Annotated in this window: 25 protein-coding genes; 6 read left to right on the forward strand and 19 right to left on the reverse strand. The window is 44.3% G+C overall.

From position 1 onward, the window contains the following. Window positions 1-420: 420 nt before the first annotated feature. From FHW89_RS15110 to FHW89_RS15120, 3 genes are all read left to right on the forward strand, one after another. Window positions 421-1,008: a hypothetical protein gene (locus tag FHW89_RS15110; RefSeq protein WP_172335896.1), complete on the forward strand. Its 588-nt coding sequence runs from the start codon at window positions 421-423 to the stop codon at window positions 1,006-1,008. 512 nt (window positions 1,009-1,520) lie between these two features. Continuing rightward, entirely contained in the window at window positions 1,521-2,399 is an 879-nt protein-coding gene (locus FHW89_RS15115) for an AraC family transcriptional regulator (RefSeq protein ID WP_172335897.1), read from the forward strand. Window positions 2,400-2,485: 86 nt separating this feature from the next. Next, window positions 2,486-3,343: an NAD(P)-dependent oxidoreductase gene (locus tag FHW89_RS15120; protein ID WP_172335898.1), complete on the forward strand. Its 858-nt coding sequence runs from the start codon at window positions 2,486-2,488 to the stop codon at window positions 3,341-3,343. Between the two features lie 73 nt (window positions 3,344-3,416). Here FHW89_RS15120 and FHW89_RS15125 read toward each other — a convergent pair whose 3' ends face one another. The 5 genes from FHW89_RS15125 to FHW89_RS15145 form a co-directional block, all read right to left on the reverse strand. Continuing rightward, a complete protein-coding gene (locus FHW89_RS15125) occupies window positions 3,417-4,586 on the reverse strand; it encodes an NAD(P)/FAD-dependent oxidoreductase (RefSeq protein ID WP_172335899.1) in 1,170 nt (389 codons plus the stop codon). A 79-nt stretch (window positions 4,587-4,665) separates the two neighbouring features. Next, the gene (locus FHW89_RS15130) at window positions 4,666-5,523 is read right to left on the reverse strand and encodes an AraC family transcriptional regulator (RefSeq protein WP_172335900.1); all 858 of its coding nucleotides are present in this window, start codon (window positions 5,521-5,523) and stop codon (window positions 4,666-4,668) included. 280 nt (window positions 5,524-5,803) lie between these two features. Further along, window positions 5,804-6,586: an AraC family transcriptional regulator gene (locus FHW89_RS15135; protein ID WP_172335901.1), complete on the reverse strand. Its 783-nt coding sequence runs from the start codon at window positions 6,584-6,586 to the stop codon at window positions 5,804-5,806. Then, window positions 6,583-7,488, reverse strand: a complete 906-nt coding sequence (locus FHW89_RS15140) for an SDR family NAD(P)-dependent oxidoreductase (RefSeq protein ID WP_172335902.1) — start codon at window positions 7,486-7,488, stop codon at window positions 6,583-6,585. The genes FHW89_RS15135 and FHW89_RS15140 overlap by 4 nt, the downstream gene beginning before the upstream one ends. A gap of 104 nt (window positions 7,489-7,592) precedes the next feature. Continuing rightward, window positions 7,593-8,348: an SDR family oxidoreductase gene (locus FHW89_RS15145; RefSeq protein WP_172335903.1), complete on the reverse strand. Its 756-nt coding sequence runs from the start codon at window positions 8,346-8,348 to the stop codon at window positions 7,593-7,595. Between the two features lie 119 nt (window positions 8,349-8,467). Between FHW89_RS15145 and FHW89_RS15150 the strand changes: the two genes are divergently transcribed. After that, a complete protein-coding gene (locus tag FHW89_RS15150; protein ID WP_172335904.1) occupies window positions 8,468-8,824 on the forward strand; it encodes a helix-turn-helix domain-containing protein in 357 nt (118 codons plus the stop codon). A 141-nt stretch (window positions 8,825-8,965) separates the two neighbouring features. Here FHW89_RS15150 and FHW89_RS15155 read toward each other — a convergent pair whose 3' ends face one another. Continuing rightward, complete coding sequence (locus tag FHW89_RS15155; RefSeq protein ID WP_172335905.1) at window positions 8,966-9,883, reverse strand: AraC family transcriptional regulator; 918 nt, start codon at window positions 9,881-9,883, stop codon at window positions 8,966-8,968. A 93-nt stretch (window positions 9,884-9,976) separates the two neighbouring features. Further along, on the reverse strand, window positions 9,977-10,744 hold the full coding sequence (locus FHW89_RS15160) for an SDR family NAD(P)-dependent oxidoreductase (protein ID WP_172335906.1): 768 nt from the start codon (window positions 10,742-10,744) through the stop codon (window positions 9,977-9,979). Between the two features lie 220 nt (window positions 10,745-10,964). On the opposite strand from FHW89_RS15160, the gene FHW89_RS15165 reads away from it, so the two are divergent. Together FHW89_RS15165 and FHW89_RS15170 are read left to right on the forward strand one after the other, a co-directional pair. Next, a complete protein-coding gene (locus FHW89_RS15165) occupies window positions 10,965-11,705 on the forward strand; it encodes an SDR family oxidoreductase (protein WP_172335907.1) in 741 nt (246 codons plus the stop codon). Window positions 11,706-11,752: 47 nt separating this feature from the next. Then, window positions 11,753-12,661, forward strand: coding sequence for an AraC family transcriptional regulator (locus FHW89_RS15170; RefSeq protein ID WP_172335908.1), 909 nt, complete (start codon window positions 11,753-11,755; stop codon window positions 12,659-12,661). Between the two features lie 42 nt (window positions 12,662-12,703). On the opposite strand, the gene FHW89_RS15175 is transcribed toward FHW89_RS15170, so the two are convergent. The 12 genes from FHW89_RS15175 to FHW89_RS15230 form a co-directional block, all read right to left on the reverse strand. Then, entirely contained in the window at window positions 12,704-13,279 is a 576-nt protein-coding gene (locus FHW89_RS15175) for a Crp/Fnr family transcriptional regulator (RefSeq protein WP_172335909.1), read from the reverse strand. 17 nt (window positions 13,280-13,296) lie between these two features. Next, window positions 13,297-13,650, reverse strand: a complete 354-nt coding sequence (locus FHW89_RS15180; protein WP_172335910.1) for a DUF1330 domain-containing protein — start codon at window positions 13,648-13,650, stop codon at window positions 13,297-13,299. Between the two features lie 10 nt (window positions 13,651-13,660). Continuing rightward, the gene (locus FHW89_RS15185; RefSeq protein ID WP_172335911.1) at window positions 13,661-14,008 is read right to left on the reverse strand and encodes a nuclear transport factor 2 family protein; all 348 of its coding nucleotides are present in this window, start codon (window positions 14,006-14,008) and stop codon (window positions 13,661-13,663) included. Window positions 14,009-14,093: 85 nt separating this feature from the next. Continuing rightward, complete coding sequence (locus tag FHW89_RS15190; RefSeq protein ID WP_172335912.1) at window positions 14,094-14,990, reverse strand: AraC family transcriptional regulator; 897 nt, start codon at window positions 14,988-14,990, stop codon at window positions 14,094-14,096. A gap of 12 nt (window positions 14,991-15,002) precedes the next feature. After that, complete coding sequence (locus FHW89_RS15195; RefSeq protein WP_172335913.1) at window positions 15,003-15,356, reverse strand: hypothetical protein; 354 nt, start codon at window positions 15,354-15,356, stop codon at window positions 15,003-15,005. A 2-nt stretch (window positions 15,357-15,358) separates the two neighbouring features. Continuing rightward, window positions 15,359-15,559 (reverse strand): hypothetical protein, encoded by a 201-nt coding sequence (locus tag FHW89_RS15200; RefSeq protein ID WP_172335914.1) that lies wholly within the window; start codon window positions 15,557-15,559, stop codon window positions 15,359-15,361. Window positions 15,560-15,578: 19 nt separating this feature from the next. Then, on the reverse strand, window positions 15,579-16,013 hold the full coding sequence (locus tag FHW89_RS15205; RefSeq protein ID WP_172335915.1) for a DUF2147 domain-containing protein: 435 nt from the start codon (window positions 16,011-16,013) through the stop codon (window positions 15,579-15,581). After that, on the reverse strand, window positions 16,010-16,807 hold the full coding sequence (locus tag FHW89_RS15210) for an SDR family oxidoreductase (RefSeq protein ID WP_172335916.1): 798 nt from the start codon (window positions 16,805-16,807) through the stop codon (window positions 16,010-16,012). Before FHW89_RS15210 ends, FHW89_RS15205 begins: the two co-directional genes overlap by 4 nt. A gap of 1,256 nt (window positions 16,808-18,063) precedes the next feature. Then, a complete protein-coding gene (locus FHW89_RS15215) occupies window positions 18,064-20,163 on the reverse strand; it encodes a glycoside hydrolase family 2 protein (protein ID WP_216650584.1) in 2,100 nt (699 codons plus the stop codon). A gap of 12 nt (window positions 20,164-20,175) precedes the next feature. Next, the gene (locus FHW89_RS15220) at window positions 20,176-21,624 is read right to left on the reverse strand and encodes an alpha-L-fucosidase (protein ID WP_216650585.1); all 1,449 of its coding nucleotides are present in this window, start codon (window positions 21,622-21,624) and stop codon (window positions 20,176-20,178) included. A gap of 53 nt (window positions 21,625-21,677) precedes the next feature. After that, complete coding sequence (locus tag FHW89_RS15225; RefSeq protein ID WP_172335917.1) at window positions 21,678-23,246, reverse strand: RagB/SusD family nutrient uptake outer membrane protein; 1,569 nt, start codon at window positions 23,244-23,246, stop codon at window positions 21,678-21,680. Between the two features lie 18 nt (window positions 23,247-23,264). Further along, a complete protein-coding gene (locus tag FHW89_RS15230) occupies window positions 23,265-26,546 on the reverse strand; it encodes a TonB-dependent receptor (protein ID WP_172335918.1) in 3,282 nt (1,093 codons plus the stop codon). Window positions 26,547-26,649 lie beyond the last annotated feature (103 nt).

Consider the following 26,649-nt stretch of genomic DNA (forward strand, 5'->3'; position numbering starts at 1 on the left):
TCTTATAAAGCTTCTTACTATCACAAATACCCACAATGGTTACTAATTGCTTTTTTCGATCTAATGTAATATTGTTACAATTGAAATTAAAAACACTATATAATGAATCATGGTACGGCCTTTTTTGTGATGTTAAAATTGTTAGCGTTTGCAATATTCCGCATCTTCGTAAAGTAAGATTTGCAAATAAAAGTACTCTACATCAAAAAAAGGGTTGGTAATTCGGTGCGTAGTCGTTTTAAACCACATAAAGCACTATGAGTCAATTGGTTAAGAATTGTGTTCGATTCTCCTTTGGGCTACAAAATTACCCACCTTGGGAATAAGGTGGGTAAGAATTTAAAGAAAACTATTACTAAAGCCTGCAGGTAAATATCTGGGGCTTTTTTGTTTCTTTGAACTTCCAATAAAACTTTATCTGTGCCAAGAAGTAATTCAACTATCATTTTGTGTCTGTTATCAATAGTTATTTTATTTAATAGCTGTTCGCTTGGTGTAAAAAAGTTCACAAAGGATCAATTGAAATGGTTTCAGCCTTATACAAAAACCGATTCGATTGTCTTTATTTCTGAAAAAAATGAAATAGACACGATTGTTTTTTTTAAAACAGCATTAACCAGAGATACCGTTCGGAATTTTATAGAGTTAGGTTACTACAGCACTATTTACTTAAGTGTGCCTTATTTGTTTACTCCAGGAAGCTATCATCAATCGGCGTTAATGGGTGATGGGAAAAAGCGATATGATCAGAATTTATTTAATCTGTCTCAAAATTCTAAAAATTATATTCAATTCGAGATAACTTTTATAGGTACAATATTCAACGGAAAAGAATTAAACAATGTCGATAAGATAGCTGAGAATCTTTATTATTTCGATAGCAAAAAGGCAACTTATTCAGGTATGAATGTTGAAAAGGGAATCAACGATTTTACCTTTGATACACGGATTGGGATATTGAAATATACCGATAAAAGAAATGTACAATGGCGACGAGCAAAGAAATAATTCAGGTAATTATTTTTGATTTTTAAACCTCAGATTATTGCGTCGAACACCCACGAAAACTGACACACAGAAAGCAAGCTTTAAACGCTATACAGACGGGCCATAATCTTCTCCCATTTTCGAAATCAGCAATAGATCACTCTCAAAGGTGTTGTTATTAGATATACTCTCGGCTACAGAATGGGATTTCATTCCCGACGGGTAAGGCATCCTCAGTTTCAAGGATGCCTTTTTATTTGGCTCTCGATAAGTTACATCTGAACACTTCTCCGATAAAAGGTGTTCTAAACCTACCATCAAAATAAGTAAGATTATGTTTGAACACCCCCTTCACTAAATTTGTAACGACTGTAGATACCGCTACAGCACTGATTAAACAAAAGATAGTTTTTTATTTTGCATCCGCAATCTATATTATAATAAACCTTACACCTAATCCATAAACGTTTTCCCTCCGAATTCGTTTGTAAAATCCAGAAACCTCTATAGTTTGATTTTACTACTTTTGAAAAATGGGCGCAGTAATTATGAACGAGATACCCGGACTGGATCTGGGCGATTTAAAGCTTCATGGCTTCAAAGTTCACCAGGTGCCTGACACGGTAAACATACCTGTTTCTGCGGGCCGGCGTGACTTTTACAAGATGGGTCTGGTAGACGGCAACATGATCGTTCGTTATGGTGATCGTGTCGTTGAACTGGACCAGCCGGTGCTCTTTTTTGTCAACCCGAGAGTACCTCATGCCGTTTTACGCAGGTCTAAAAGAACGACAGGCTATGCCTGCCTTTTTACCGAAAATTTTATTTCAGGACGGGATCGTACGGATGTCCTGAAAAACTCTCCACTGTTTCAGGCAGGTGATTCGCCGGTCATCCCTTTAAATGATGAGCAGGTCATTTTCATCAGCGGCATATTTCAAAAAATGCTGGCCGTACATGATGGCGATTACTATTATAAGGCAGAACTCATCCGTAACTGTATTGTACTCATACTGCATGAAGCTTTAAGAATACAACCTTCCCAAAATGCGCCGCAGTTCAAAAATGCCGCGGCCAGGTTAACTCATCAGTTTACCGATCTGCTGGAAAGGCAGTTTCCGATAGAACGTGCCGGCGAGGTATTAAGCCTAAGGAATGCTCAGGATTATGCAATGCGATTATCGGTACATGTGAATTATCTTAACCGGTCTGTAAAGGAAGTAACCGGTAAACCGACCACTGTTCATATCGCTGAACGTATAATAGCTGAAGCCAAAGCCCTTTTGCAGCACACTGACTGGAGCGTGGCGGAGATCGCATACGCGCTGGGTTTCGAATATCCCACCTACTTTAACAATTACTTCAAACGCATAACCGGCATAACACCGAAAACTGTCCGGGATAAAGTTTGAAAATTATACTTTTCGGTTTGATTCTCTTTACATTCAAACTGCTGTAACCACTGACCTTTGTTTCGTAAAATTTAATAAATCATACCATGAAAATTTTAGTTACAGGGGCAACAGGAAAAGTGGGCAGCCGGTTGGTGCCACGCCTGTTAGCCAAAGGTTATAAAGTCCGGATTTTAGTAAGGGATGCCGCAAAGGCCGAAGATCTGGCAGCGCTTGGCGCTGAGGTGGCTACCGGCGACCTGTTCGATGCGACCACTTTACCGGCCGCCGTGGAAGGTGTTGAAGCTGTCATCCACCTGGCCGCGTTATTCAGAACGTTCACCGATAATGAAGGCATTATCAAAACCAACCATGCAGGAACTATAGCCCTGGCCGATGCGTCAATTGATGCGAATGTCAAACGCTTCATTTTTGTGAGTACCGGCAACGTATACGGTTCGGGCTACGGGCACCCGGCCCGGGAGGATGACTTCGTCAACATTAATGACCCGAGGGCATATTCTTCAAGTAAGGCCGCTGCCGAACAGGAACTTTTGGAGCTGCACAAAACGAAGAATCTTGACGTAAGAGTACTTCGTTTGGGTTTTGTGTATGGTGATCAAGATCCGCATATTCCCGAAATCATGCCGTTGCTAAAGAAAATGAAACGCCATTCCGGTTCGCGCATGCATATGGTACATCATTTGGATGTCGCCCAGGCATTGATCTTATTGCTTCAGCAAAACGGCCTGGACGGTGAGGTCTTTAACATCTGCGATGATGCTCCAATTACCTTGTACGAACTTGCTGAATCTGTTGGTGCAGTTGACGTATTTCATGAGGATGAAGGGCCGCTCAATGACCCGTTCGAGGGTATCCTTGATACCAATAAACTTAGAAAAGTGACTGGTTTTCGCCCATTAGTCCCCAGCTTCTATGTGGCCAGGGATTTGGACATACTTTAAGTTACTTTCATGAATGCAAATCATCCTTGCCCTGATTCGGCAGGGATGATTCGGGAAATCAATTTGATGTGTTTTAGCTAAGCATTTTAATCAGATCCAGCACGGATTCTTCCGTCGGCGCGGCAAAGTCACTTATGCCATCGATCGTTTCTTTACAAAGCGGAGCAGCCCTGTCAAACATGATCTTTTCGTAAGCTGCAATTGCGTCGATAAGGTTGTTAAGATTTATATCGGTCAAACAATCCGACAGATCTAAGGCATCCAGCATGGCCAGGTTAACGCCCTCGCCGTTAGGTGGCATCAGATGAGCAGCATCGCCAATAAGGGTAATATTATTTTTTGCCTCCCATCTATTTTCCAAAGGAAAGTAATTCAGCGGCCGGGGAACAAAATGGGTGCAAGCTTTAAATAATGTAAAAAATATAGGGTTCCAACCTTCATAATGATTGATCAGGTAGTCTTGCACATCTTGAGGGTTACTGAAATCAATGCCGCTGGTTTTGACCCAGTTTTCCGGGAGCAATGATGCAGCGTAAAAAGTTAAGCCGCCGTCGCCACGCGGTTGTGCGGCTATGGTTGCTCCGTTCCCCATGGCCATCAGGTTTGCTTGGTTAACTAACTGGTAGAATTCCGGACAAGCTGTTTCCGGATGGTCTATTTCGCCCTGAATGATCGTCGCACCGGAATATAGTGCTTTTACGTTAGTGAGGTAAGGCCGGACCAGGGAGCGGTAACCGTCTGATCCGATAACAATATCTGCTGTAGCGGTTGTTCCGTTCTTAAATTGCAATTCCCACTGATGGTCAACCCCCTTCATGCTCACGAACTGGCTGTCCCATATAACGGTGCCGGGCAGCAAGCCGTCGATTAACAAATCCCTCAGCGCCCCTCTGTCTATTTCAGGCCTGAAATGCGGATTGCCAAACTGTGGTTCGCCGACCTGGTTACCTTCATCTAACAAAATATTACCTTTTGGATCAAGCAAGCGGTATTTATCCGCACCCGCCATGTAATTTGCTTTGAATGCCTCCATTAGCCCCGTTGCTTCCATGGCTTTCAACCCGGAGTCGAAATGCAGGTCGACAATTGCGCCCTGTACGCGCGCTGCCTGACTGTGATCCCGTTCATAAACTTTAACCTGCGCACCTTGTTGCTGTAAAAGCCTGGCAAGCGTCAGGCCACCCGGGCCACCACCAACTATAGCAATATTTTTATGAAGTAAAAGTTCCGGTGTTTGTATCATTCCCCTTGTCTATTTTTATGAGCACAAAGGAACGCCGGAAATTAAGTGCATACAATGACAGGATGCCGTAAGTTTAGGACTATTCGCGGTTTTTGTCCCGGAAAGCAATGGGCGTCATGCTCACAACCTTATTGAACAACCGTGTAAAATAGGAATAGTCATCGTAGCCCAGTTCGCCGGCAATCTCTTTTACAGATTTGCCCGAATGATAAAGCAAGCGTTTCGCCTCCAGCACCACACGCTGCCGAATATGGGAAGAAACGGACTTTCCGGTAGCAGCCTTCACGCATTCATTCAGGTATGAGGGGGATAAATTCATCTGAGCGGCATATTCGGATGGCTTTTTAGTCGACTTATAATGTTTTTCCAACGCGGTTTTAAATTCCCTGGTTATATCCTCAAATCGGGCATGATGTTCAGATGGTTTGGATAATGCAAGGTAATGCGAAATGATCTGGGTAACCAACGTATTAACGCTTTCCTTTAAAATGGAATGGTAAAGCACCTCTGTTTTCTGTTCAGACAGTTTGATACATAATGCTACAGTTTCCGTCAGGACGGCAAGTGTTTCCTGTGTAACCGCCATTACTTGCACCGGTGCAAGTCCTTCCAGCAGGCTTAAATATTCCGGGCGTAGGTTTTCCTCCGTGATGATCCAGGTACTGATCATTGCATCTTCAAATGCTATAACCCTGTGAACCTGATGAGGGTGGAGAAAGATAACAGCCGTTGCCTCGATATGATGCGTTTGGAAATCAATTTCGATGATGGTTTTTCCTTTTTCCTGGATGATGAAAGTATAACCGCCATCCCGATGAGAACGTTCGACTTGTTCGGAATTGGGTGAACCGTTAAATGACTCCCGCATCATCATAATCCCCCGGCAGCTTTCTTGGGGCAATTTATTTACAGGAATATGATTAGTTTTCTTGCTCATTGTCGAAATAGTAAAGATAGCTGTCTGAACGGACCCGGTTTCGCCGGCAGAAAAAAATATTGTTGATGTTTTAGTTTCTTACATCGTCAAATGCTCCAGGGACGCCTGAATTCTGCTACAGTTCAAGCCCGGACCGCCTTGATCGTGAACATTTTGAAATCTTTGTTCAATTGAGCCAATAACTGCCTGCAACCCTGCGTCGTGACTTTATTCTGTATTGGAATATGCAGGCTGAAAACCTCATTCCAATAAGAGGGTCCTCAATTATACTGCCCGACCTTCAAACCTTTTGTTGACCGGCCAGCACTTTTGGCGCTATCCCAAACCGTTTCTTGAAAGCGAAAGAGAAATGCGGAAGCGTCTCAAAACCCAGGTCCAGATAGATCTTAGCCGGCTTTTGATTTTTTTTATCGATCAGGAAATAAGCTTCCTGCAATCGTCTTTGCACTAACCAATGGCTTGGGGTATCATTAAATATTTGTTTGAAATCCCTTTTAAAGGCAGATAAACTTCGCCCGGTTAAATAAGCAAAACGCTCAAGACTCACATTGAACTGATAGTTTCGGTTCATGAACTCTTCGAGATTTATTTTTTCAGGGCTGCGGTAATCAAAAAACAGGCCTGCCAGTTGAGGCTGCGCCTGCAATAAGATCAGGAGCAGTTCTTCGCGCTTGACATCCGCGAAGGCTTCCGTTATTTTGCCATGATCGTAATATGGCAGTAAGGATTTTATAAACACCGGCAATAGTTTGTTTTCTGGCAATATCATCACCGTCTCGCGCGATCCTGATCGCGCTGATTCGGGATGATGTTTGGCCTGGAATGCCTTCAAAAATTGCTCATCAAAAAAAACGAACACTTTTTCAAGTTCATCGTTAACCATTTCCTTTTTGAACCGGATGAGGCTGTCCTTGCGTGCCAGTCCGTTTTCACCGGCCCGCAGCACATAGCTATGGCTGCCATCATACAAGTGCATTTCACCTTTGATGATATAGGTGAAAGTATGTTCGGCAACAAACTGTTCAGGTGAGATCACCCCGATATGATAATTTGCCTTGCTCATCGAATTGTCGCCAGCAAGTTACGAGTTTCCGCGACAACCCGGTCCTGGAATTCCGGATCGCGGGTTTGTTCCGAGCTTAACATAGGCCGGCCTTTCTCATCAACATACACGCCTGTTTTACCCGACTTATCTGTCAGCACGTTGGTGATGACTATCGCGGATCTTTCAGGTGTGCTGCTGTAGTGCGAAAACGGAGGGATCATCGCCATCAGATGACCGAACAAAAAGCGGACAAAAGCATTCGTGCTTTCGCCGCCCAGGCTGGTACCACGGGTGATGCCAGGCTCTATGGCATTGTAATGCAACCTTCGATCGTTGCGGGCAAATGCAAATGTAGCTGCGAGAATGCACTGTTTGGAGGTAGCATAGGCATCTATGCCCGGCATTTTTGCGCCGCCGGCTTTCCATTCCCCGCGTGCGCTGGCTTCTACAGAAATAAAACGGCCGCCTTTCATTCCCATAGCTTTGGCAGGTTTGCGTTCCGGATCCTCAATAGCCGAGGCGATAAAAACTACATTGGCCCCGTCAGGCAAATGCGGCGCAAGCGCCTCGGTCAGGGCGAACGCGCCAAGATGATTGGTTGCAAAGGTCAAATCCCAGCCCTGGTCACTTTTCAATGGTTTGGACGGCATGATGCCTGCATTGTTCAGGAGACCTGCGATAGGAAATCCGAGGGCAAGAATTTCCTGAGCAGCTTTTCTTACACTTTTGATATCCGAAATATCACAAACCACCGAAACCGTATCATGCCCCAGATCTTTCAGTTCTATTTGCAGCAAATCCAGCTTTTTTTTATTCCGGGCGACCAGGATCAGGGTGCCGTGTTTGGCCAGTTCCAGGGCTGTCGCGTGGCCTATCCCTGAGGTCGGTCCGGTAATAATATAGGCTTTTTTATTTTTCATATGTTAAAATTTACAGGACAAAGTTCGCTGTAAATCTCAACACGAGATTACCTGTAAGGTCCAAATTTAGTTGCCTGAAAAGTCCAGGGATCATCGTCAAAGCGTTACACCACAGGGAAATTACCGCCATCAATAACATAATTGGAGCCAGTTATATAGGAAGCTGCCGGTGATACCAGAAAATTGACGAGTTCGGCTACTTCCGCCGGCTCCGCCATCCTCCCCATGGGTACCCCACCTAATTTGGCCATCAGGTTTGTCGCCATTTCATCGGTAGTAATGCCTGCCCCGGCAGCAAGTTCGGTGATAAAAGCCGACATCGAGGGTGTTTTGGTAAGTCCCGGTGAAACCGTAACAACCCGCACACCCTGGCTCGCTACTTCTGTGGCCAGCGTTTTACTATAAGCGTTTAAGGCCGCTTTAGCTGCACTATAAGCCATGGTGGCTTCCCAGATCGGGAACATTCCGCTGGTAGATGAGATATGAATGATCACGCCGTTTTTTTGCGCCAGCATCGCAGGTAATAAAGCGCGGTCCAAACGAACTGCGGCCAATAGATTTACCTGTAATGCTTCGTCCCAGTTTTCATCGGTCAACGTGCTGAAACCGCCACCTGGCAGGGTGTTCGCGCCCATATTATTTATCAGGATATCGATATGCCCCAATTCGGCTACCAACTTAGCCACCTCTGCAGGTTTTGACAAATCAGCTGCGATAAACTGATATTCAAACGCTTCCTCCTGATAGTTCCTGGCCGTTACAATGACCTTCATGCCCGCCTTCGCTAATTTATCCGCAATGGCTTTGCCTATTCCTTTTGTTCCGCCCGTTACGAGGGCTGTCTGTTGTTTATGTTCCATTTTGTTGCTTTTGTTTCACAAAGAAACTAAAGCGATTTCCGATATTTGACGTTCAGGCCCTGATTCGTGGTTACTAAAACGTAACTAAAGGGCAGTTCGAGGTAACAAAAAGGTAACTAATGAGAAAATATCAAAGCAATCCATATGACTGTGCAGTGGTACGCACCGTGCAGTATATCGGTGGTCGGTGGAAAGCGATCATATTGATCCGGCTGATTGAAGGCCCGGTCCGCTTTGGCAGGCTGGCAGTACAGGTTCCTGATATTTCCCGCAAGATTTTGACCCAGCAGCTGCGCGAGCTCGAAGAGGACGGGCTGATCCTGCGGCACGAGTATCAGGAAAAACCGCCCCGGGTGGAATATGAACTTAGTGGTTGCGGCAAGACCCTGATCCCGGTGCTTAAAGCGATGTTCGACTGGGGTGTTCAAATGCAGGATCCGGCTTTACGTAAAACATGGGAACCAGTGGTGAGTTAAAGGTCATTTCACTAACCCTCTCTTGCAAACAATCAGCTTTAAGCCCGAAGAACGTTACCTGCCTTTTATGCGTTAATACCTTGCAAACCACTTCCCATATGGGATAACGCCAGACCGCAGTAGACACGGCAGTTGATCAGATCAGTTAAAAGAAGCCCTGAATTGCACTGGGGAAAGCCTTGTTTTTGTTTTGAACAGACGGCTAAAGGATTGCGGGTGCTCAAAGCCTAAAGAAAAGGCCACTTCGCTGATCGTCAGGTTAGTGGTAGACAGTAGTTCCTTAGACCTTTCGATCAGTTTTTGATGAATATGCTGCTGTGCGTTCAGGCCGGTGAGCGAGCGCAGCATATCGCTCAGATAATTGGGGGTATAATTTAATTGATCAGCGAGGTACTGTACGGTTGGTAAACCGCGATTGACCGGCTTTTCTTCGCTGTAATAAGTATTCAGGAGTCCTTCCAATTGCTGAAGCAGATCGCTGCTGGCCGCTTGTCTTGTCAGGAATTGCCGTTTGTAAAAGCGTTTGGCATAGCTTAATAGCAGTTCGATCTGTGCGATCACCACTTCATGGCTGAAATCATCTATGCGGCTGTTAAGTTCCTCCTCAATAATGGTAAAAATGGATGATACTGTTGTCCTTTCCTGCTCAGAAAGGTGTAGTGCCTCATTAGAAGCATAGGAAAAGAATCCGTATTGTTTGATCTTGGCGGCAAGCGGATAACCCTGAAGAAAATCCTGGTGAAAGATCAGTGAATACCCTTCATTGCCCTTATAGATAGCCGTACTTCCTACGATCTGATTAGGAGCCGTAAAGACCATACTGCCTTCATCAAAGTCGTAATAACCTTGCCCATACCTGAACTTTCCACCTAATTTGCTTACAAAAGATATCTTGTAAAGTGTTGTCACATAGCTGACCGGCAGCCTGCTTAAGTTGATCCGTTCTTCCCGGGTATCCAGTAAAGTGATCAGCGGATGCGGAGGCCCCGGAATGCCGAGCATCCGGTGGATCTCGGTTATTGAACCCAGTTTAACAACCTTTGACGTATCATTTTTCATCCTGTAATGATAATAAATATGACCGGAGGCCATTTCAGTGACCGGTCATATTTGAATGTGAGAAAACGTTATTTCATTGACGGCTAAGCGCTGTTACCACGGTAACGGTCCTTCAGGCCCTGTAAAGCCTCCTGTAGGGCCGTCCGTTTCCAAAGCCACACGAACGGGTTCGCGCGACCCTGCTTCTAAACTGTCCGTTCCCTGGAAATTATTGAGCGCAGTGGCGGTATATCCCGGACTGGTGGCGTTAACTTTGATACCTTCTTTTTCCAGTTCCAAAGCAAAAGCCACGGTAACGGCATTAAGCGCTGTTTTCGAAGCAGCGTAAACAATACCGAAATGTTCACGTGCCCAGCATTCCGGGTCAGTGATCCAGGTCAAGGAACCCAGCCCGCTTGATACATTAACGATCCGTGCGGCCGTTGACTTACGCAATAAAGGTAAAGCAGCCTGGGTCATGGCGATAACGCCGAACACATTAGTTTCCCAAACGGCACGTACTTCGTCCAGTGAAACATTAACGGCTCTGCCGGTACTCATCAGTTCCTCCGGGCTTTTAGGGGCTGTTCCGCCATGAGATATACCGGCGTTATTGACAAGCAGGTCAAGCCTGCCGTGTTCATCTTCTATACGAACCACCGCCTCATTAATGGTTTGTTGCCGGGTAACGTCCAGTTGGATGGCTTTCGCATTTTCGCCGATCTCTGCAGCCGCTTTTTCTCCGTTGTCCAATTTACGTGAACCCACGTATACGTTATAGCGATTCGCTGCAAGTGCTTTAGCAATTTCGTTGCCTACGCCCTGGTTAGCGCCGGTTACCAGTGCAACAAGTTTGTTCGCTGATGACGTTTGATCTTTCATAAGAATAAAGGAATAATATATAAGCAAAGCTGGGTATTCATGGTGGTGGCATCGTAACCAAAACAAGGACATTTGTAACCAAATCGAAGAACAGGAAACGAACAGGATCATGAACGGGAGAAGGTTGAACTTACGTTTTACCAAAAAGGCTACACATCCGGCAATTTCGGCTACACGAAGGTCTGTCGGTTTCCTGAATTTTGCTATAAATAAGGCGCTTATGAAAAACGAAATTCAGCATAAAGTAATAGCCATAACCGGTGCCAGCAGCGGTATAGGCAAAGCAACGGCGGAGTTATTGGCTGGGCAGGGTGCTAAAGTAGTTTTGGGCGCGCGCAGAACCGACCGGTTGTTAAAGATAATTGATGCTATCGAACAAAACGGCGGCGAAGCTGCCTGTTTGGAAGTAGATGTGACTCGCCGTGAAGATCTGGCAAAACTGACGACATTAGCTATAGAGCGGTTTGGCAGGCTCGATGTCATGATCAATAACGCGGGCATCAGCCAGTTATATAAGATGGAGGAACTGGATGTGGATGGCTGGGAACAAATGATCGACGTGAACCTGAAAGGAACCTTGTATGGGATCGCCGCAGCATTACCCATTTTTAAGGAACAGGGTTCCGGTCACATCATCAATGTGATCTCCACGGCCGGGATCAGTATCGTACCCACCATGGGCGTTTATGCCGGTACTAAAAACGCGGTGCGTACCATCGGCGAAGCACTACGTCAGGAATCCCGGGGCCGCTGGCGGGTCACCGGTATTTCGCCGGGTTATGTAGCCACCGAATTTGCCAGCCATATCAAAAACGAGGAAGTAAGAAATACCATTCAGCAAAATGCTGATCAAATGGCCATCCCCGCTGACGCCATTGCGAGGGCGATCGCCTACGCCATTGAGCAGCCGGACAATGTTGACGTAGGTGATATCGTGATCCGCCCGTCCGTTCAGAGTTAAACCCTTATCTTTATCATGGTCAATTAAGTAAACAATTGCCAGATCAAATGGAAAAGCCGTTAAAGTTTAATAGTATAACTGATCTGACGCGTAGGCTGAAATTAGATCCGCCTGCACATCCGATGATCACACTGGTCAACTACGACCAGGTAAAGATCGACCTGCGGGACGCCGGCAGCTGGTTCATGCTCGATTTTTACAAAATCACTTTCAAAAAGGACTTTAATGGCAGCGTTAAATACGGGCCGGGCACTTATGATTTTAAGGATGGCGGTATGGCCTTTTTAGCGCCGGGGCAAGTCGTGCAAATGAGCCCCGATCCTGGGGACTACCAGGGTTACGCCTTATATTTCCATCCCGGCCTGTTAGATGGACATCCGCTGGCACAGGCTATCCATAACTATGGGTTCTTTGATTATGCAGTAGCTGAGGCATTGTTCCTATCGGAAAAAGAAAAACAGATCATGGAAATGCTTTTTAAGGCTATCGCGATAGAACTGGATAACCATATCGACCAGTTCAGTGAGAATGTGCTGATATCTCAACTCGAGCTGTTGCTCAACCACAGTAATCGTTTCTATAACCGGCAGTTCCTGACCCGGAAGAATATGCACCATGACCTCATCAGCCGGATGACCATTTGGTTGAATGCGCGTTTCGAGGGTGCTGATATGGTTAACAACGGTTTGCCTTCGCCACAGGATATTGCAACGCACTTGAATGTATCTCAGCGCTACCTTTCCGATATGCTTAAAACACTCACCGGCAAAACCACACAGCAGCATATCCACCTAGCACTGATCGAGAAAGCAAAAGTATTACTGAACCAAACAGCCCTGAGCACGGCGGAGATCGCTTACCATTTAGGATTCGAGCATCCGCAATCATTCAATAAACTGTTCAAACAGCGCACCCGTGTTTCGCCCGTACAGTTCCGGCGGGATCAGCTAAACTAAAATTGACAGCGGGTTTTTTTTCCAGGCAACGAGGTGTAGATATCACAGGTCCCTTTCTTTGCGCATCATGCTGAGAAAAGCCGCCGTTATACCCAGGTAGCTGGCAATATGCTTTTGGGATATACGCTGTTCGAGCCCCGGATAGTGCCTGCGGAATTCGCGGTAACGCTGCTCGGCGGTTTTCGACAGGTTGGATGTTACTCGCCGCTGAAACATATCAAAGCCATTTTGTGTGAGGATGCGGAAAAAGCGCTCGAACCTGGGCACCTCGACAAATAGCCGTTCGAGAGCAGGCAAGGAAAAGTAACACACTTCTGTGTCTTCCAATGCCTGGATGGAGTTGGTGGCCCGTTTCGCTTTAAAAAAACTCACAATGTCGCAAGCCCACCAGTTCCCGGGGTAAAAGCAGAGGTTGTGTTCCTGCCCGTCCTTATCGGTGTGGTACATGCGCAGGCATCCCTCGTTAACAAAATAGATATGCCGTTCGATCTCGCCGGGGCGCAGCAATATGCTGCGTTTAGCAACTGTCTTACGTTGCAACAAGGCAAGCACTTGCTCCTGTTCGTCAGGGGCAAGTGCTATATGCAAGGCAAAATTGGACAGAATGAGTTCAGACATATCAGCAAGTATAACTTTTAAAAGTCAATTTTGCGCGTCATGAACAATTTCAGTTCCGCTGTTCCGGCCTCACGAAGCGGGTTAGCTATTTCGTGGTAGATTTCGCTCTGCGCAATGGTTAAGAACGCTTCAGCACTCGGATATTCTACCACTACGATCTCGTCCCATTGCTCGTCTTCGTCAGCCATAATGTTGGCGACGACCTCGCTCACCAGCTTTACGGTGACACCTTCAATACCCAATTGCTGCACCACCTGGTTAAATGCAGGTATATACTGTTCAAAGTAGATCTTTTTGTCCCTGAACCTGATCATGTTCAGCATCAACACAGGCCCCTGGCCCGGTTCAATATTCGGCAATGTTATTTTCATGATTTCCTGTTTAAAAAAAGCCTACAATGCGGGTGATGCGTTTCTCGCTGTCAAACTCAAAATAATCCATACCCTCAACCGGGTAACCTTCCGGGCGTATGGTCAGCCAGCGGAAACGGCCGCTTTGATGATGTACCTGCGGTTCTGCAAGTACCTGAAACGTTCGTGGCCCCATTTGTCCGTACGAACTGATGATCAGGTCAGTGATCGCGTCCGGCCCGGTAATGGTATCGGTTAAGCGATCAGTATAAGTACCGGCCGGAGCCCAGCATTTGCTGATCTTCTTCCGGATGGTCTCCCGTTCAGTCTCATTCCAAGCACTCGTGTAAGTGCGAATGGTTTCTTCGATGTTCTTCATATTTTCCATAACACAAAGGTCGGAGACCCCGGCCGGAAAAAAGTTCAGGTAGTTGAAGAGTTTGAACGAAATACAACGTGTTTGTTCAATTAAATGAAGCCCTGAATTCCAGCGGCGAACGTTTCGTTTTGCTTTTGAATAACTTACTGAACGACTGGGAATGCTCAAACCCTAAACTATAGGCGATCTCGCTGACGGACAGCTCGGTGGTCGATAATTTTTCTTTAGCCTTTTCAATCAGTTTTTCGTGGATGATCTGCTGGGTAGTTTGTCCGGTGAACTGTTTCAACAGGCTACTCAGATATTTGGGTGAGATATTCAGCGTGTCAGCGATATACTGCACAGTAGGTCCGCCTTTTGATAACAGGGCTTCATCGGCAAGATACGCGCTCAGCGTTTCTTCCAACCGCTCCAGTATCTTGTGGTTGGTTATCTTCCGGGTGATGAACTGGCGCTGGTAGAAACGTTCGGCATAATTCAGCAGTGTTTCCAGATTCGCAATAATAATATCCTGGCTAAATTTATCGATGTTGGAATGATATTCATTTCTGATATTTCTAACAATATCGTTAATGACCGTTTCTTCTTTATCGGAAAGGAACAGCGCTTCATGGGTAGCATAACCAAAGTATTCGTATTTTTTGATCCGGGATGCAAGTGATGTGTTCCACAGAAAGTCGGGGTGAATAAAAAGCATCCAGCCTTCGAGATCAGGCGGCACCCCGTTCTCTTCACCACGCAATATCTGACCGGGAGACATGAACCCCATCAATCCTTCATCAAAGTCATATTTCTGCTGTCCATAAAAAAGGTTATCGCAGCCCCTTTTCATCGATATGACATACAGATCGAAGATAACGGCATCAATATCATGGTCATTCTTCAGGCCCTTCAGGTCAACAATGCTGATCAGCGGGTGCTGAGGCTTGGGAAGCCCCATTAAGCGGTGTATCTCGGTTATGGATCGTATCCTGTATGGCATAGTGCAAGTTATTTAATTTTTGAATGGATATTTTAACCAGATCATTAATAAGGGCATGATCAGGAAAGGGATCTCGATCAAGACCATCCTGATGTTCCCGGCCCGCAAGGCCAGCCCCATGATCAGAACGATAGACAGGGCGTTGAGCATATTACCCAGAAAGAATGTTTTCGGGATGAGCAAAAGTACACCGATGGCTATGGTTAAAAAAACGAAGATCGGAACTGCGGCCTTGCTGATCCCCAGGCTGGTCATCATTTTGAGCGCCTCAGGGCTACTCTGGTAGTGAGCCGTATCCCAGGCATGCTTAAAGCTAAGCGATACGGAAATGATCAGTAACAATAAAGAGATGATATTTTTTGCCATAATTATTTCAGGAGGAGTGTATTGATGATGTAATCCATTACCAGTGCCATTGGCAGGCCGATCATGGCGCTTGTTAACGCTCTTCTTGCTTTATTGGGATATTTTTTCCTGTGCTTAAAATACAGGAAAAAACCTACAGGTGGCATGGCGTTGCAGACCATGAACCAGTATCTTGACAGTTCGTCTTTAGGTATATTTGTCATGTTCGTGATTCTTAATGATCTATTGAATACGCTTCCACTTAAAGGTTTTTCCTAACATCGGAACACCTTTATATCCCCGTGTTTCCAGGTCGTTAACGCTATTGAGTTTTCCTTTCAGGCTATAGGTATTGCCATCCTGTACACTGTACAATTTACCGTCTGCGTATTCACCGTCCTTGTATACCAGCGCGGTAATATGGGTAAGGCCTAGTACCGGCCTGTCTTTAAGTTTTGCGTCGGGATTCTTAATGTCTTTCTTAGAAGTTTTCCCGTCGGCCTCGAACATATCCTTTGACCACAGGAGTTTGGCCGAATAGGTATTTCCCGATTTGTACACCTCTATTTTGTAATCACTGCATTGCCAGGTACCGAGTATCTGGTCCGCCTGAAGTTTTTGGGCAAAGGACGCCATGGACGAAAGCAGTATCATAACCGCTAAAAAGGTTCTTTTCATTTCGTTGAGTTATTAGAGTTAGCATTTAATTGCCTGAATTTTTCGAATTCTTTATGTCCGAAGTTCATGAGAATACCTGGGATGATCCTGCTCACCCATTTAATGACAACGATCAGGAAAGGCCTGAGCTCTGCTTTATCCTTTTGCAATCCTTTAATGGCTATGCTTACCATTTTGTCTACTTCCATCATCATGGACGGATTGGCCGGCAATACCCAGTCATTTTGCAGGTTGGTCTTAACCCCCGGGGGGATCATCTCAAAGACTTTCACGCCGGTACCTTTGAGCTGTAGACGTAAAGCCTGTGTATAAGCCCGTACGCCTGCTTTTGAGGCACTGTAAACCGGTGCAACCGAATAGGGCATAAACGCGATGCCAGAGGAAACATTCACGATCGCCGCCGATCTCTTTTTCGTTAAATGCGGTAAGAACTGGTTAACCATTTGAATAGTGCCCGAAAGGTTGATATCGATCTCCCGGGTGATATTTCTCAGGCTTTTGCCGGTATCCTGAAGGTCAAGCAAACGCATTTCGCCCGCATTGTTGATCAGGATATTCAAATCAGGGAATTGCCGGGTGGCATCATCGTAAAGCTGCCTGATATGCTCTGGGTCGCTAACATCACTTTGAAAAATGTGGATCTTCGGGAACTGCCGTTGGGTCTCGTGCAATTTATTCAGGTCGCGCCCTGTTATAATAATATCGGCTGCCTGTTCGGTGAGTTGTTTCACCAATTCCAGGCCTATTCCGCTGGTTCCGCCGGTGATCAGCACTGTGCTGTTTTGTAATTCCATATCTGCTGCTTTTTGTTACAGCAAAATTGCGGGATGCCCTTTGGTAGAATGTATGCAAAAGTCGAAATGTTGTAGCCGAAAGGGAGAATAGTTAGATTTTTGGGCCAGACTAAAAACGAGCCCGTAATCTTATTTAAATTTTGAAACACATTTAACAAACAAATGCTCTAATGGGAACGATTATGATAAAGACGCGGCAAAAAAATTGAAATTAAAAACTTTTTAGAACAGCGAAAGGTCGATAAATCTACTTTTGCATCCAGAAACTATGTATGTTCTGAATATCAAAACATTATAATTGATAACAACTAAAAACCAAAAAAAATAGAGTGTTGGGGGGACCATTTTCGAACACTTAAATTCAGGATATTAGGGAGGCTCGTGAACTCCCGGAAAAGGCAATGTGATACATCGTTTTATATTGACATGGCTTCACTTAAAAACGGATTTGCCAAAAACATATATATATATTGATTGGAACATTTTAACATATTTCTTACCTTTATGTCTTAAGATTTGTAAATAATCTGCATTAAATAGTGGTGAGTAATTCGGTGCGTAGCTAAATTAAACACACATAAAATATTGAAAGTCAGTAGATAGTGAGTCGCGTTCGATTCCCCTACGGGCTACTTAAAAGGCAATAACTAATCATGGTTGTTGCCTTTTTTCATTTCAGGGAGTTTAAATAGGAGAAATTTTAATGGTTTTATTGGAGCCAAAAGCCGAGGATGCAAATGTACGATCGGTAGAAAATTAATGATGTGCTGTGCATTTTTGAAAACAAGGCTAGCCATCTACAACAGTTCTTTCTCGGTAAATCACTCAGCGAAAACATTTTTACTTAGTTAACGACATACCTTAGGGGCAGGCTTTTTCGTAGCAATCGAAAAAATTAAATCCAGGATCAACGATCAGGGTAAAAATATCGAAATAGTATTTCGATACCTTGATTGACAAAATGATAGAATCGCAAGTACGAAAATGAATCGATTACAAACCGGATAACTTATAGATAAAATCATTCGTTATAGGTGGCGCGATCTATTAGCGTCGACGAAATAATTAAATAACTCCAAATTTGAATGAATTAACGCGACTAAACCGATGAAACGGAAGTTGAATCCTTGATGTTGCGATTTGGGACATCAAAGTAATTTACTTCTTGAAGTGATCACGTTGTTTTGAGGTTATCACAACTTGTGATAACCTCCTTTAGCTCTTGCAACGCTTTACTAAAAACCTCTCTGACATTCTCATTTTTTAAGGGTCCATTCAATAGCATCGCTTTGTAATTTTTCGTTAAAATAGCCCTCAGCCCTGAGCCGGTTTATTCCTTTAACGAGGTGGATATTTTTAAACACAAAATCGTGTTTGGTTGCACCTGTTTCTGCCTGATTTACTTTTTTACCGTTGACGTAAAGTGTAACGGATGAGGTATTGGCAAATACTTTCACTGTAGTTATGGCCTCTATCCGATCCGTATTTCGGCGGCTGCTGATATACAGCACGGGTTCCTGGCTCCAATTGGCCTTGTACCAGTAAAAGGCATCCTTTTTTATTTTACGGTCATAAGTAACCAGGCCCTTCATGTTACGAGCAGGTATCCCGCCTCCATTGGCAGATGGCACCGAAAAGTCAAACATATTCCATACGTATGAGGCTACCAGGTATGGATGTTTTTCGATAATGCCCCATTGTTCCTCATGAAAGTGTGTCTGAAAGGTTTCGGGCCAAAATTGGCCGGACGGATCACCGCTATCGTCTACCTTTTCCTGTTGCTGATTTACGTTTGCCTCCGTACCGTACTCAGAAAGTACGACCTTATAATTTGGATATTCTTTTTCCAGCCCAGTAACCCAACCTTCAAGATCGGGGATCTTCCCTTCATACCAGCCGTAATATCGGTTGATGCCCTGAATATCCGCAGCCAGGTTTGACGGGCGATTTATTTCACCGTAGCCGCTAACACTGGCGGTAAATCTGGCTGGATCTTCCGTTTTGGCAATGTCGTTCAGTTCTCTGGTTAAAACTGGCACAAAACCATCGGCCGAACTGGAATATACTTCATTATGTAAACCCCAATTGTATATAGACGGGTGGTTATAATTTTGCCTGATCAATTCGGTTAACTGCTGTTTGGCGTTATCCCCTTCCTCTGTCGAAACCGCGTTTACAAATGGTATTTCGGCCCATATTACAAAGCCCATGCTGTCGCATTTAGCATAAATATATTCGGCTTGCTGATAGTGTGCAAAACGGATAGAGGTTGCACCTATTTCGTAGATCATATCCAAATCGCTTTGGTGTTGGGCGTTGGTTAGCGCGCTGCCGTAATCCTGCCACTCCTGGTGACGGCAAACCCCATACAGGCGATACGGCTGTCCGTTCAGATAAAAGCCTTTGCCGGGTACTACCGAAAAGTAGCGAAGGCCAAGTGGCTGTGTAACTTCATCTATTGTTTTACCATCTTTAATAATGGCGGTGGTAAGCGAATACAAATAGGGGTCTTTCCGGCCGTCCCATAAATGCGGGTTATTGACTTGCATTTGCTGATCAACAATATTTATACCTTGTGGTTGTACATTTTGTAGTTGTTGAACTTGTTTAACAATGGTGCCGTTTTTATTACTAATGGTAGTTTTTACCGTAATCTGCTGTACTTGCCGCTCTTTATTTTCGATTTTAGCGGTTACCGTGATATTGGCCTTTTTATTATTTACATCTTGTTTAATGTAAATACCCGGGGATGCATAATCAGTTGTGGTTATGTTGATCTTGCTGGTAACAATGATGCTTATGGGACGGTAAATGCCGCCGTAAACGCCAAATAGTTTGTTATTGATGGGAATAATATCAGGCCGCTCCTCGTTGTTTACTTTTACCATAATTGTATTGATAGTATCGTACCTTAACGAGTTGCTGATATCAAAGCAAAATGCCGAATAAGCGCCCTTATGCGTACCTATCAATTTATTATTAATATAGAGGTCAGCAACCGTGCCCACGCCTTCAAAACGAATAAATACACGCTTATCTTTCCATTCCTTTTGGGCTACCAACTCTCTGCGATAAAAGGCATCCCCGGTGTAAAAATTTTTCCCTTTCTGAATATCCTTGTTGTTCCATGTATGGGGTATTGTGACGGTTTGCCATTCGCCCCCGGCAATTGCGATATTGGTTTTATAGGTTGCTTTCTTAAACTGCCAATCCTGATTAAAGGGTATAACCTGCCGGACGGAATTGATGTTATTAATGTCCATGGCTTTTTGGAATGTCCATCCTTTTAAACTAAAGCAAAGGCTTATTAGGAAAAACAGGGTGATCTTTGCTGTACGCATAAGTTTTACGATCATCTGGTGCAACGTTTATATTTTAGCTTTCTGGTACTGAGATCCACTATTTTTATTGCTATCTGTGGTTTCCAGAACAATGACAAAGGGATGTTTAAAGGCTTGCTGTTTCAAGTGGATAAAACAGGAAAATGTACCTGTTTCTTCGGGCACATAATTTTGCGCAGGATTACCAAGATCATAAGCTTTGCTGATTACTGTATGAGGCGGTGTTACAACCTTTAAGGCTCCGGAGACAGGTACATTAAATACTAGCATATAGATTTTATTGATACCTGTTTTTTTTATGTAATACCCCCAATCCTGCTTTGCAAAACCGGCATACTCGCCATTGTAAATGGCCTCTTTGTTGGTATTCATCCACTCTCCAATTTCTTTTGCCAGGTTCAACTCTTCTGTTCTTAAAGAGCCATCGGGCTTTGGCCCAAAATTGAGCACAAAATTTCCATCGAGCGAAACACATTTGGCCAGCATTTCCAGTAATTCATCGGTTGTTTTGATGTGGCCTTTCCATACCTTACCATATCCCCATTGGTTTTCGGGCACGGTCATTACGCAATCCCAGTCGTTCCCGTGTACATCTTCTATATTCTCTGGTATTTTACGTTCCCAACCCTGTTCATAATCGCCCATCATATGACCATTTGAATCAAAATGTCGCTTACCATATTCATCTGCCCTAAAGCGGCTGCCGATGATCAATCCGGGATGCTTTGCCCTCATCTCCTTTTCTAGTGAATCTGCAAAAGCGGCCTGTGTAACCCATGATTTATCCCAGGTACCATCGAACCATAAACCTTTGGTTGTTGGATATCGGGTAAGCAGTTCCAGTAATTGGTTCCGGGTAAATTGTTTAAACCTTTCAAATGCGATACTATCCTCCCGGCTCTTAATATCATACCGCCAGTCGGGATTGTGCCAATCCATAATAGAGAAATAAAGTATCACGTCAATCCCCTGTCTTTCGTAGGCCTTTACAAGCGGGCCTATTAAGTCTTTTTTATAGGGGGAATTGGCGATGGTAAAATGGGTATACTTACTTGGCCACAAACAAAATCCATCATGATGTTTTGTGGTGATGGTTACATATTTTACCCCCATTTGTTTAGCTATTGCCGCCCATGAGCCGGCATTAAATTTGGTTGGATTAAATTGATATATCAATGAATCGTAGGCTGTAGCGGAAACAACTTTCCATGACTTTATCCATTCGGAAGCACCGCTATAGGTTTGACCACGCCATTCACCAGCTGGTATGGAATATAAACCCCAATGGATAAACTGTCCTAAGCCATAAGCACGCCATTTTGCCATATCAGCATCTGTTCTGCGACCTATGCGGTGGGCGCCATGCTGCAGGACAATATTTTTTTGCGCTGCCGTTTCTGTCTGCTGCGCGTTTACATTTGCAGCATTCACACAATTCCATACAATTGCTGCAATCAGGATCACTTTTTTTATCATATCTAATTCTCTTATAGGGAGCTGCCGCATTTGCGGCAGCTTTGACCAAGTTTTTAATATCCCGGATTTTGAGTTAATGTTGCTCCTTTATTCACGTCGATCTCTGATTGAGGAATGGGCAGCAACAGGTTATAATCCTTAATAGAGCCAGAGGAAGTGGGATTGTATTTTTTTACCCTTTCTACCAAAGTCCCTGTTCTCATTAAGGTAACCCGTCTGTCTTCTTCGCCAATAAGTTCGCGGGCGCGTTCATCCAGAATAAAATCCATATTGATATCGGATGTCTGTACAAGCGGAGCATTAGCCCTTGTGCGAAGTTCATTGATGTCGTTGGCGGCTCCTGTTAAATTACCTTGCTTAAACTGTGCCTCGGCCAGTAAAAGGTAGGTTTCGCCAAGGCGCATATAGATGCGATCTTTATACGTTATTGTACCAAAAGGGTCGGCGCTGGTATAAGAGTACCACTTGGTGCTATGCGCGTACATATTTTGAATGGTATCGGTATTGGAGGTAACTACTGCCAGTTTACCATAATTAGCTGATGCAGGATCGTTGTAATAATATTTGCGACGGATGTTAAAATTAGAATTGCGCATATCATTATTAATGTTCAGATTATATGTCCACCAGTTGGTTGGCCGTATCCGGCCTATGCCGCGTCCGCCTAATGAATCGGCTACGATCATACCCGGAATGTTCACATAAAATGGCACCCAAACCCTGCGGTGCTGGTCGGTTGGACTATACCCACCGGGGATGTTTGCTTCTTCTACTACCCAAATGGCTTCGGTATTGCCCTGGCTACGGCGCATATTGCCATAAATAAACATATCTGAAAAGGCATCGCCCGGCCTCAACGAATTGATACCATATCGGCCGCTCACCAACTTATATAGGCCGCTGGCTATGATCTTGTTCAACTGTGCTTCGGCAAGATCAGGTTTATTGGCCCTTAAATAAGTTACCCCGAGTAATTGCATCGCAGCAGCACTGTTTATCCTGCCCTCAGCGGTCACATGTGCGGCATCGGGTAAATTGGCGGCCGCGAAAGTAAGGTCATTGACCTGCAGATTAATGATCGTATCTAATGGAGCCCTCACATAGTCGGTTTTAGGCGCGGTAACCGGCGCCGTAATAAGTGGCACACCACCGAACAAGGTTGACAGGAAATTATAGGCGTAAGCCCTGAAAAACTTGGCTTCGGCCACATAACTATTGATCTGAGCCGGTGTTAAACTGGTGTTGCCGGATTGGGCGGCCTGTATAATTACATTGGCAGCGTTGATAACCTGATAACCCCAGCGCCAAAAACTAAGGGAAGCGACATCCTGTGAATTTAATTGTGAATAAGTTTCATACGGAGCCATGGCTGATGTGGTTTGACCGTTGCGGGCCACATCGGTACCGGTCTGCATCAGTGCGATGATTCCCTGATCGCCTTCATACTGATCGCGAACTATTTTTTGAAGACCGGCGACCGCGGCTTCAAAACTTAGGGCATCCTTTAAAGTAGCAGGTGTAAATTGTGTTCTGACATCTTCATCCAAAAAGCTCTTTTTACAGGAATTAAATGTGAGCATGGTTATCAGACTTATAAAGAGTAATGAATAAATACTTTTCATGATTATAATTTCTAATTATTATAAAGTAATGTTAACACCCAGTACAGCTGTTGCCACCAGGGGATAAAACGAACTGCTCTGGTTACCGGAGTAGTTGTAAAAATCGGTCTGCGGATCCCAACCTAACCATTTGGAAAAGGTGGCTATGTTTCGCCCACTGGCGTAAACCTGTAAGTTGGAGATCTTTAAATTTTGTAGCACCTCTTTAGAGAAACTGTAGCTTAAAGTAACATCCTTAATACGGGTGTATGAACCGGAAACAGGATAGGTGTATTGTCTTGAGTTGGTGTAACTTAACGATGGCCTGGTATTACTTTGGTTAGCCGCCGTCCAGTAGCCTATACCAGCCGGCAGGTTGATCCGGCCGGCCTGATCCCGGTAATCATAAATAGGATTAGGCTTAAGCGCACCCTGAAAAGTTTGTATGAAGGCACTTAACGAAAAATTTTTATACCTGAGGGTATTAGTCATACCGGCAATGTATTTGGGCAAACGTGAACCCAGATAGGTTTTGTCGGCTGTATTGATCTTGCCATCGCCATTTAAGTCGGCAAATTTGAGATCGCCAGGCTTGGCGCTTGGATCAACGGTAAAATTGTCACCGTTTTGCCAGATACCGATCAGCTTATAATCATATACAGCCTGTAACTGCTTGCCCAGGAACAGATTATTGGTGATATCATCTTTATTGTCGCCATAAAGTTGTACCAGTTTGTTGCGGTTGGCAGAGAAATTTATATTGGTTTCCCAGGAGAAATTATCTCTTTTAATATTTCGGCTGGTGATAGAGAACTCTATACCCTTATTGGCAGTTTTGCCTATATTATCCAAAATAGTGGTATAACCCGTAATATAAGGTATTTTACGTGATAACAGCAGGTTGTAGGTTTTGGTATCATAAGCATCGACAGAGCCGCTTATGCGATCTTGTAAGATAGAGAAATCAATGCCGAAGTTGAACCCTTTTGTACTTTCCCATTTTAAATTCCCGTTGCCGATGGCACTTGGATTTAAACCAGTGGTTGTTGTACTGCCATAGATGTATTGCGTTGAAGCGAGTGTTGTCAGGGTATTGTAAGATGATACACCCTGATTACCCGAAATACCATATGAAGCCCGTAATTTCAGCGCAGATAATGTGGATATGCCTTTCATAAACGATTCTTCGGTCATATTCCAGGCCACTGCCACAGAAGGGAATGTACCATATTTATTGGCGGCACTGAATCCTGAAAAACCATCGCGGCGGGCCGTCGCCGTAAACAAATATTTTCCCGCATAAGAATAATTGATACGTACCATTTGCGACAGCAGGGTGCTTTGTGTATAACTTGAGGTAGTTTGCTGTATTTGTGCCGAGCCTAAATTATAAAAGTTGGTCAGGTCATTAATAAAAGTATTGGCGTTTAACGCGTTGCTCAGTGTGTAGTCCTTCTGAGAGCTGTATAACCCGGTAAAGTCCAGGTTGTGTTTGCCAAAACTGTGGCTGTAGTTCACTATATTTTCTATAAGCCAATGGTTACTCTCGGCATTGGTGATAGTAGCGTGCCCGATGGCATCACCCGTATTTCTACCCGTGTAATCGCCTGTCATGCTTGGATTATAGGCGTAACCGGTATTCAGCCTGTATTTAAAACCCTTAATAAACGAGGGTTTAATCTCTGCATAAAAATTACCGTTCCAGGTCCTGTTTTTGCTAACGGTAGGCTGGTAAAGCCCCAATAACGGGTTGGTATAAAGCGCATCTGGATACATCGGGTAGATCTGATAATCTCCCTGTGCATTATACTCCTGGCCATATGGGCTCATGACGGTAGCCATATACAGATTGCTTTTGCCGCCGTCATAATTGTTATTGTTAAAGAACATGTTCGCACCGGCATTTAACCAATCGGTAATTTTAGCATCAAGGTTTGAGCGGATATTGAAACGATTGAACTGATATCCTTTTAGAATGCCTTTCTCCTTGGTATAATCTCCGGAAACATAATATTTAACATCGGCAGTGCCGCCGGATACATTTAAAGAGTGGTTTTGGATAAAACCCTGTTGCGATATAGCTTTTATCCAATCGGTTTCCTTACCATTTTTATAGTTTTCCTGCTCGTATAGATTAGGCACCGGAGCGGCTGTTTTACCGGCTTGTTCATCATAATCGAGGTTTTTCTGCACATATTCGGCACCTCCCATTGGCTTCACCTCATGCGACATATATTCCGGTCCGGCCCAGGCATTGTATTGAATGGAGGGCTTACCTGTTTTGCCTTTTTTGGTGGTAACAATGATCACTCCGTTTGATCCTCTTGTGCCATAAATAGCCGTAGCCGATGCATCTTTCAGTATCTGAACAGATTCTACATCGGTGGTGTTAATGTCATTATAAGAACCATTATAAGGCACACCATCCAGCACCACTAAAGGGGAGTTGCTGGCGGTAATTGAATGCAAACCGCGTATATAAACTGAACTTACCGAACCCGGCGCGGATGAACCGGAAGTAATATTTATGCCGGGGACAGAGCCTTCGATTGATTGCAGGATATTGGTTACCGGCAAATTCTCCAGCCGTTGTTTAGCAACAGAGACGATGGCGCCGGTAACATCACTTTTTTTCTGACTGCCATAACCTACAACGACAACCTGCGATAATTCCTTTGAAGTTTCTTTTAAAACAACGCGCAACGTTGTCTGGTTATTGACAGCAACTTCCTGCCCTTGATAACCGATTGACGTAATAAGCAGCACGCCGGCAGATGGTACATCTTTGAGCTCAAACTTGCCATCAGCGTCAGACATCGTTCCCTTGCTGCCATCTTTTAACTTGACCGTTGCACCGGGTACAGGTCGCCCGGTAGAATCAACAATAAGACCTTTAACGGTAATCATGGAAATTTCCGTATGGCTTGCGCCGGCAATAGATTGATTACCATTTATCGGTTTTTCCGCGGCCTTTACAACAATTGTTTTTTCAAAAAAGATATAACTTAAGCCTCTACCTTCAAGACAGGTTTTTATGACCTCATCCAAAGGCGCATGAATAAAGTTGGCATTGATCTTTACTGAAGCATCCAGCTTCCCGGGTTGATAGAGCACATCGTAACCGGTTTGCATTTTAATGGCTTTGAAAATCTGTTTTAACGTTATATCCTTTTGCGTTAAACTGAGTTTTTGCGCAAACGTTGAGGCACTTACCTGCAATAGGGTAACGGTTAATACAAGGATGGTGAGTTTCATCATCAACAGTAATTTAGGAACACGGCGCTTTGGCCAACATAAAATTTCGATGTAAAATTTATACATTTGGGTATCTGTTTAAGTTAGAAATGGTATTTAACACACTCGTTCGGTTTGATCAGATAAATTCTACCAGGAGTGCTTCCAACACTCCTGGTATTTATACCTG

The sequence above is a fragment of the Mucilaginibacter sp. SG564 genome, assembly GCF_013149275.1.
Classification (GTDB): domain Bacteria; phylum Bacteroidota; class Bacteroidia; order Sphingobacteriales; family Sphingobacteriaceae; genus Mucilaginibacter.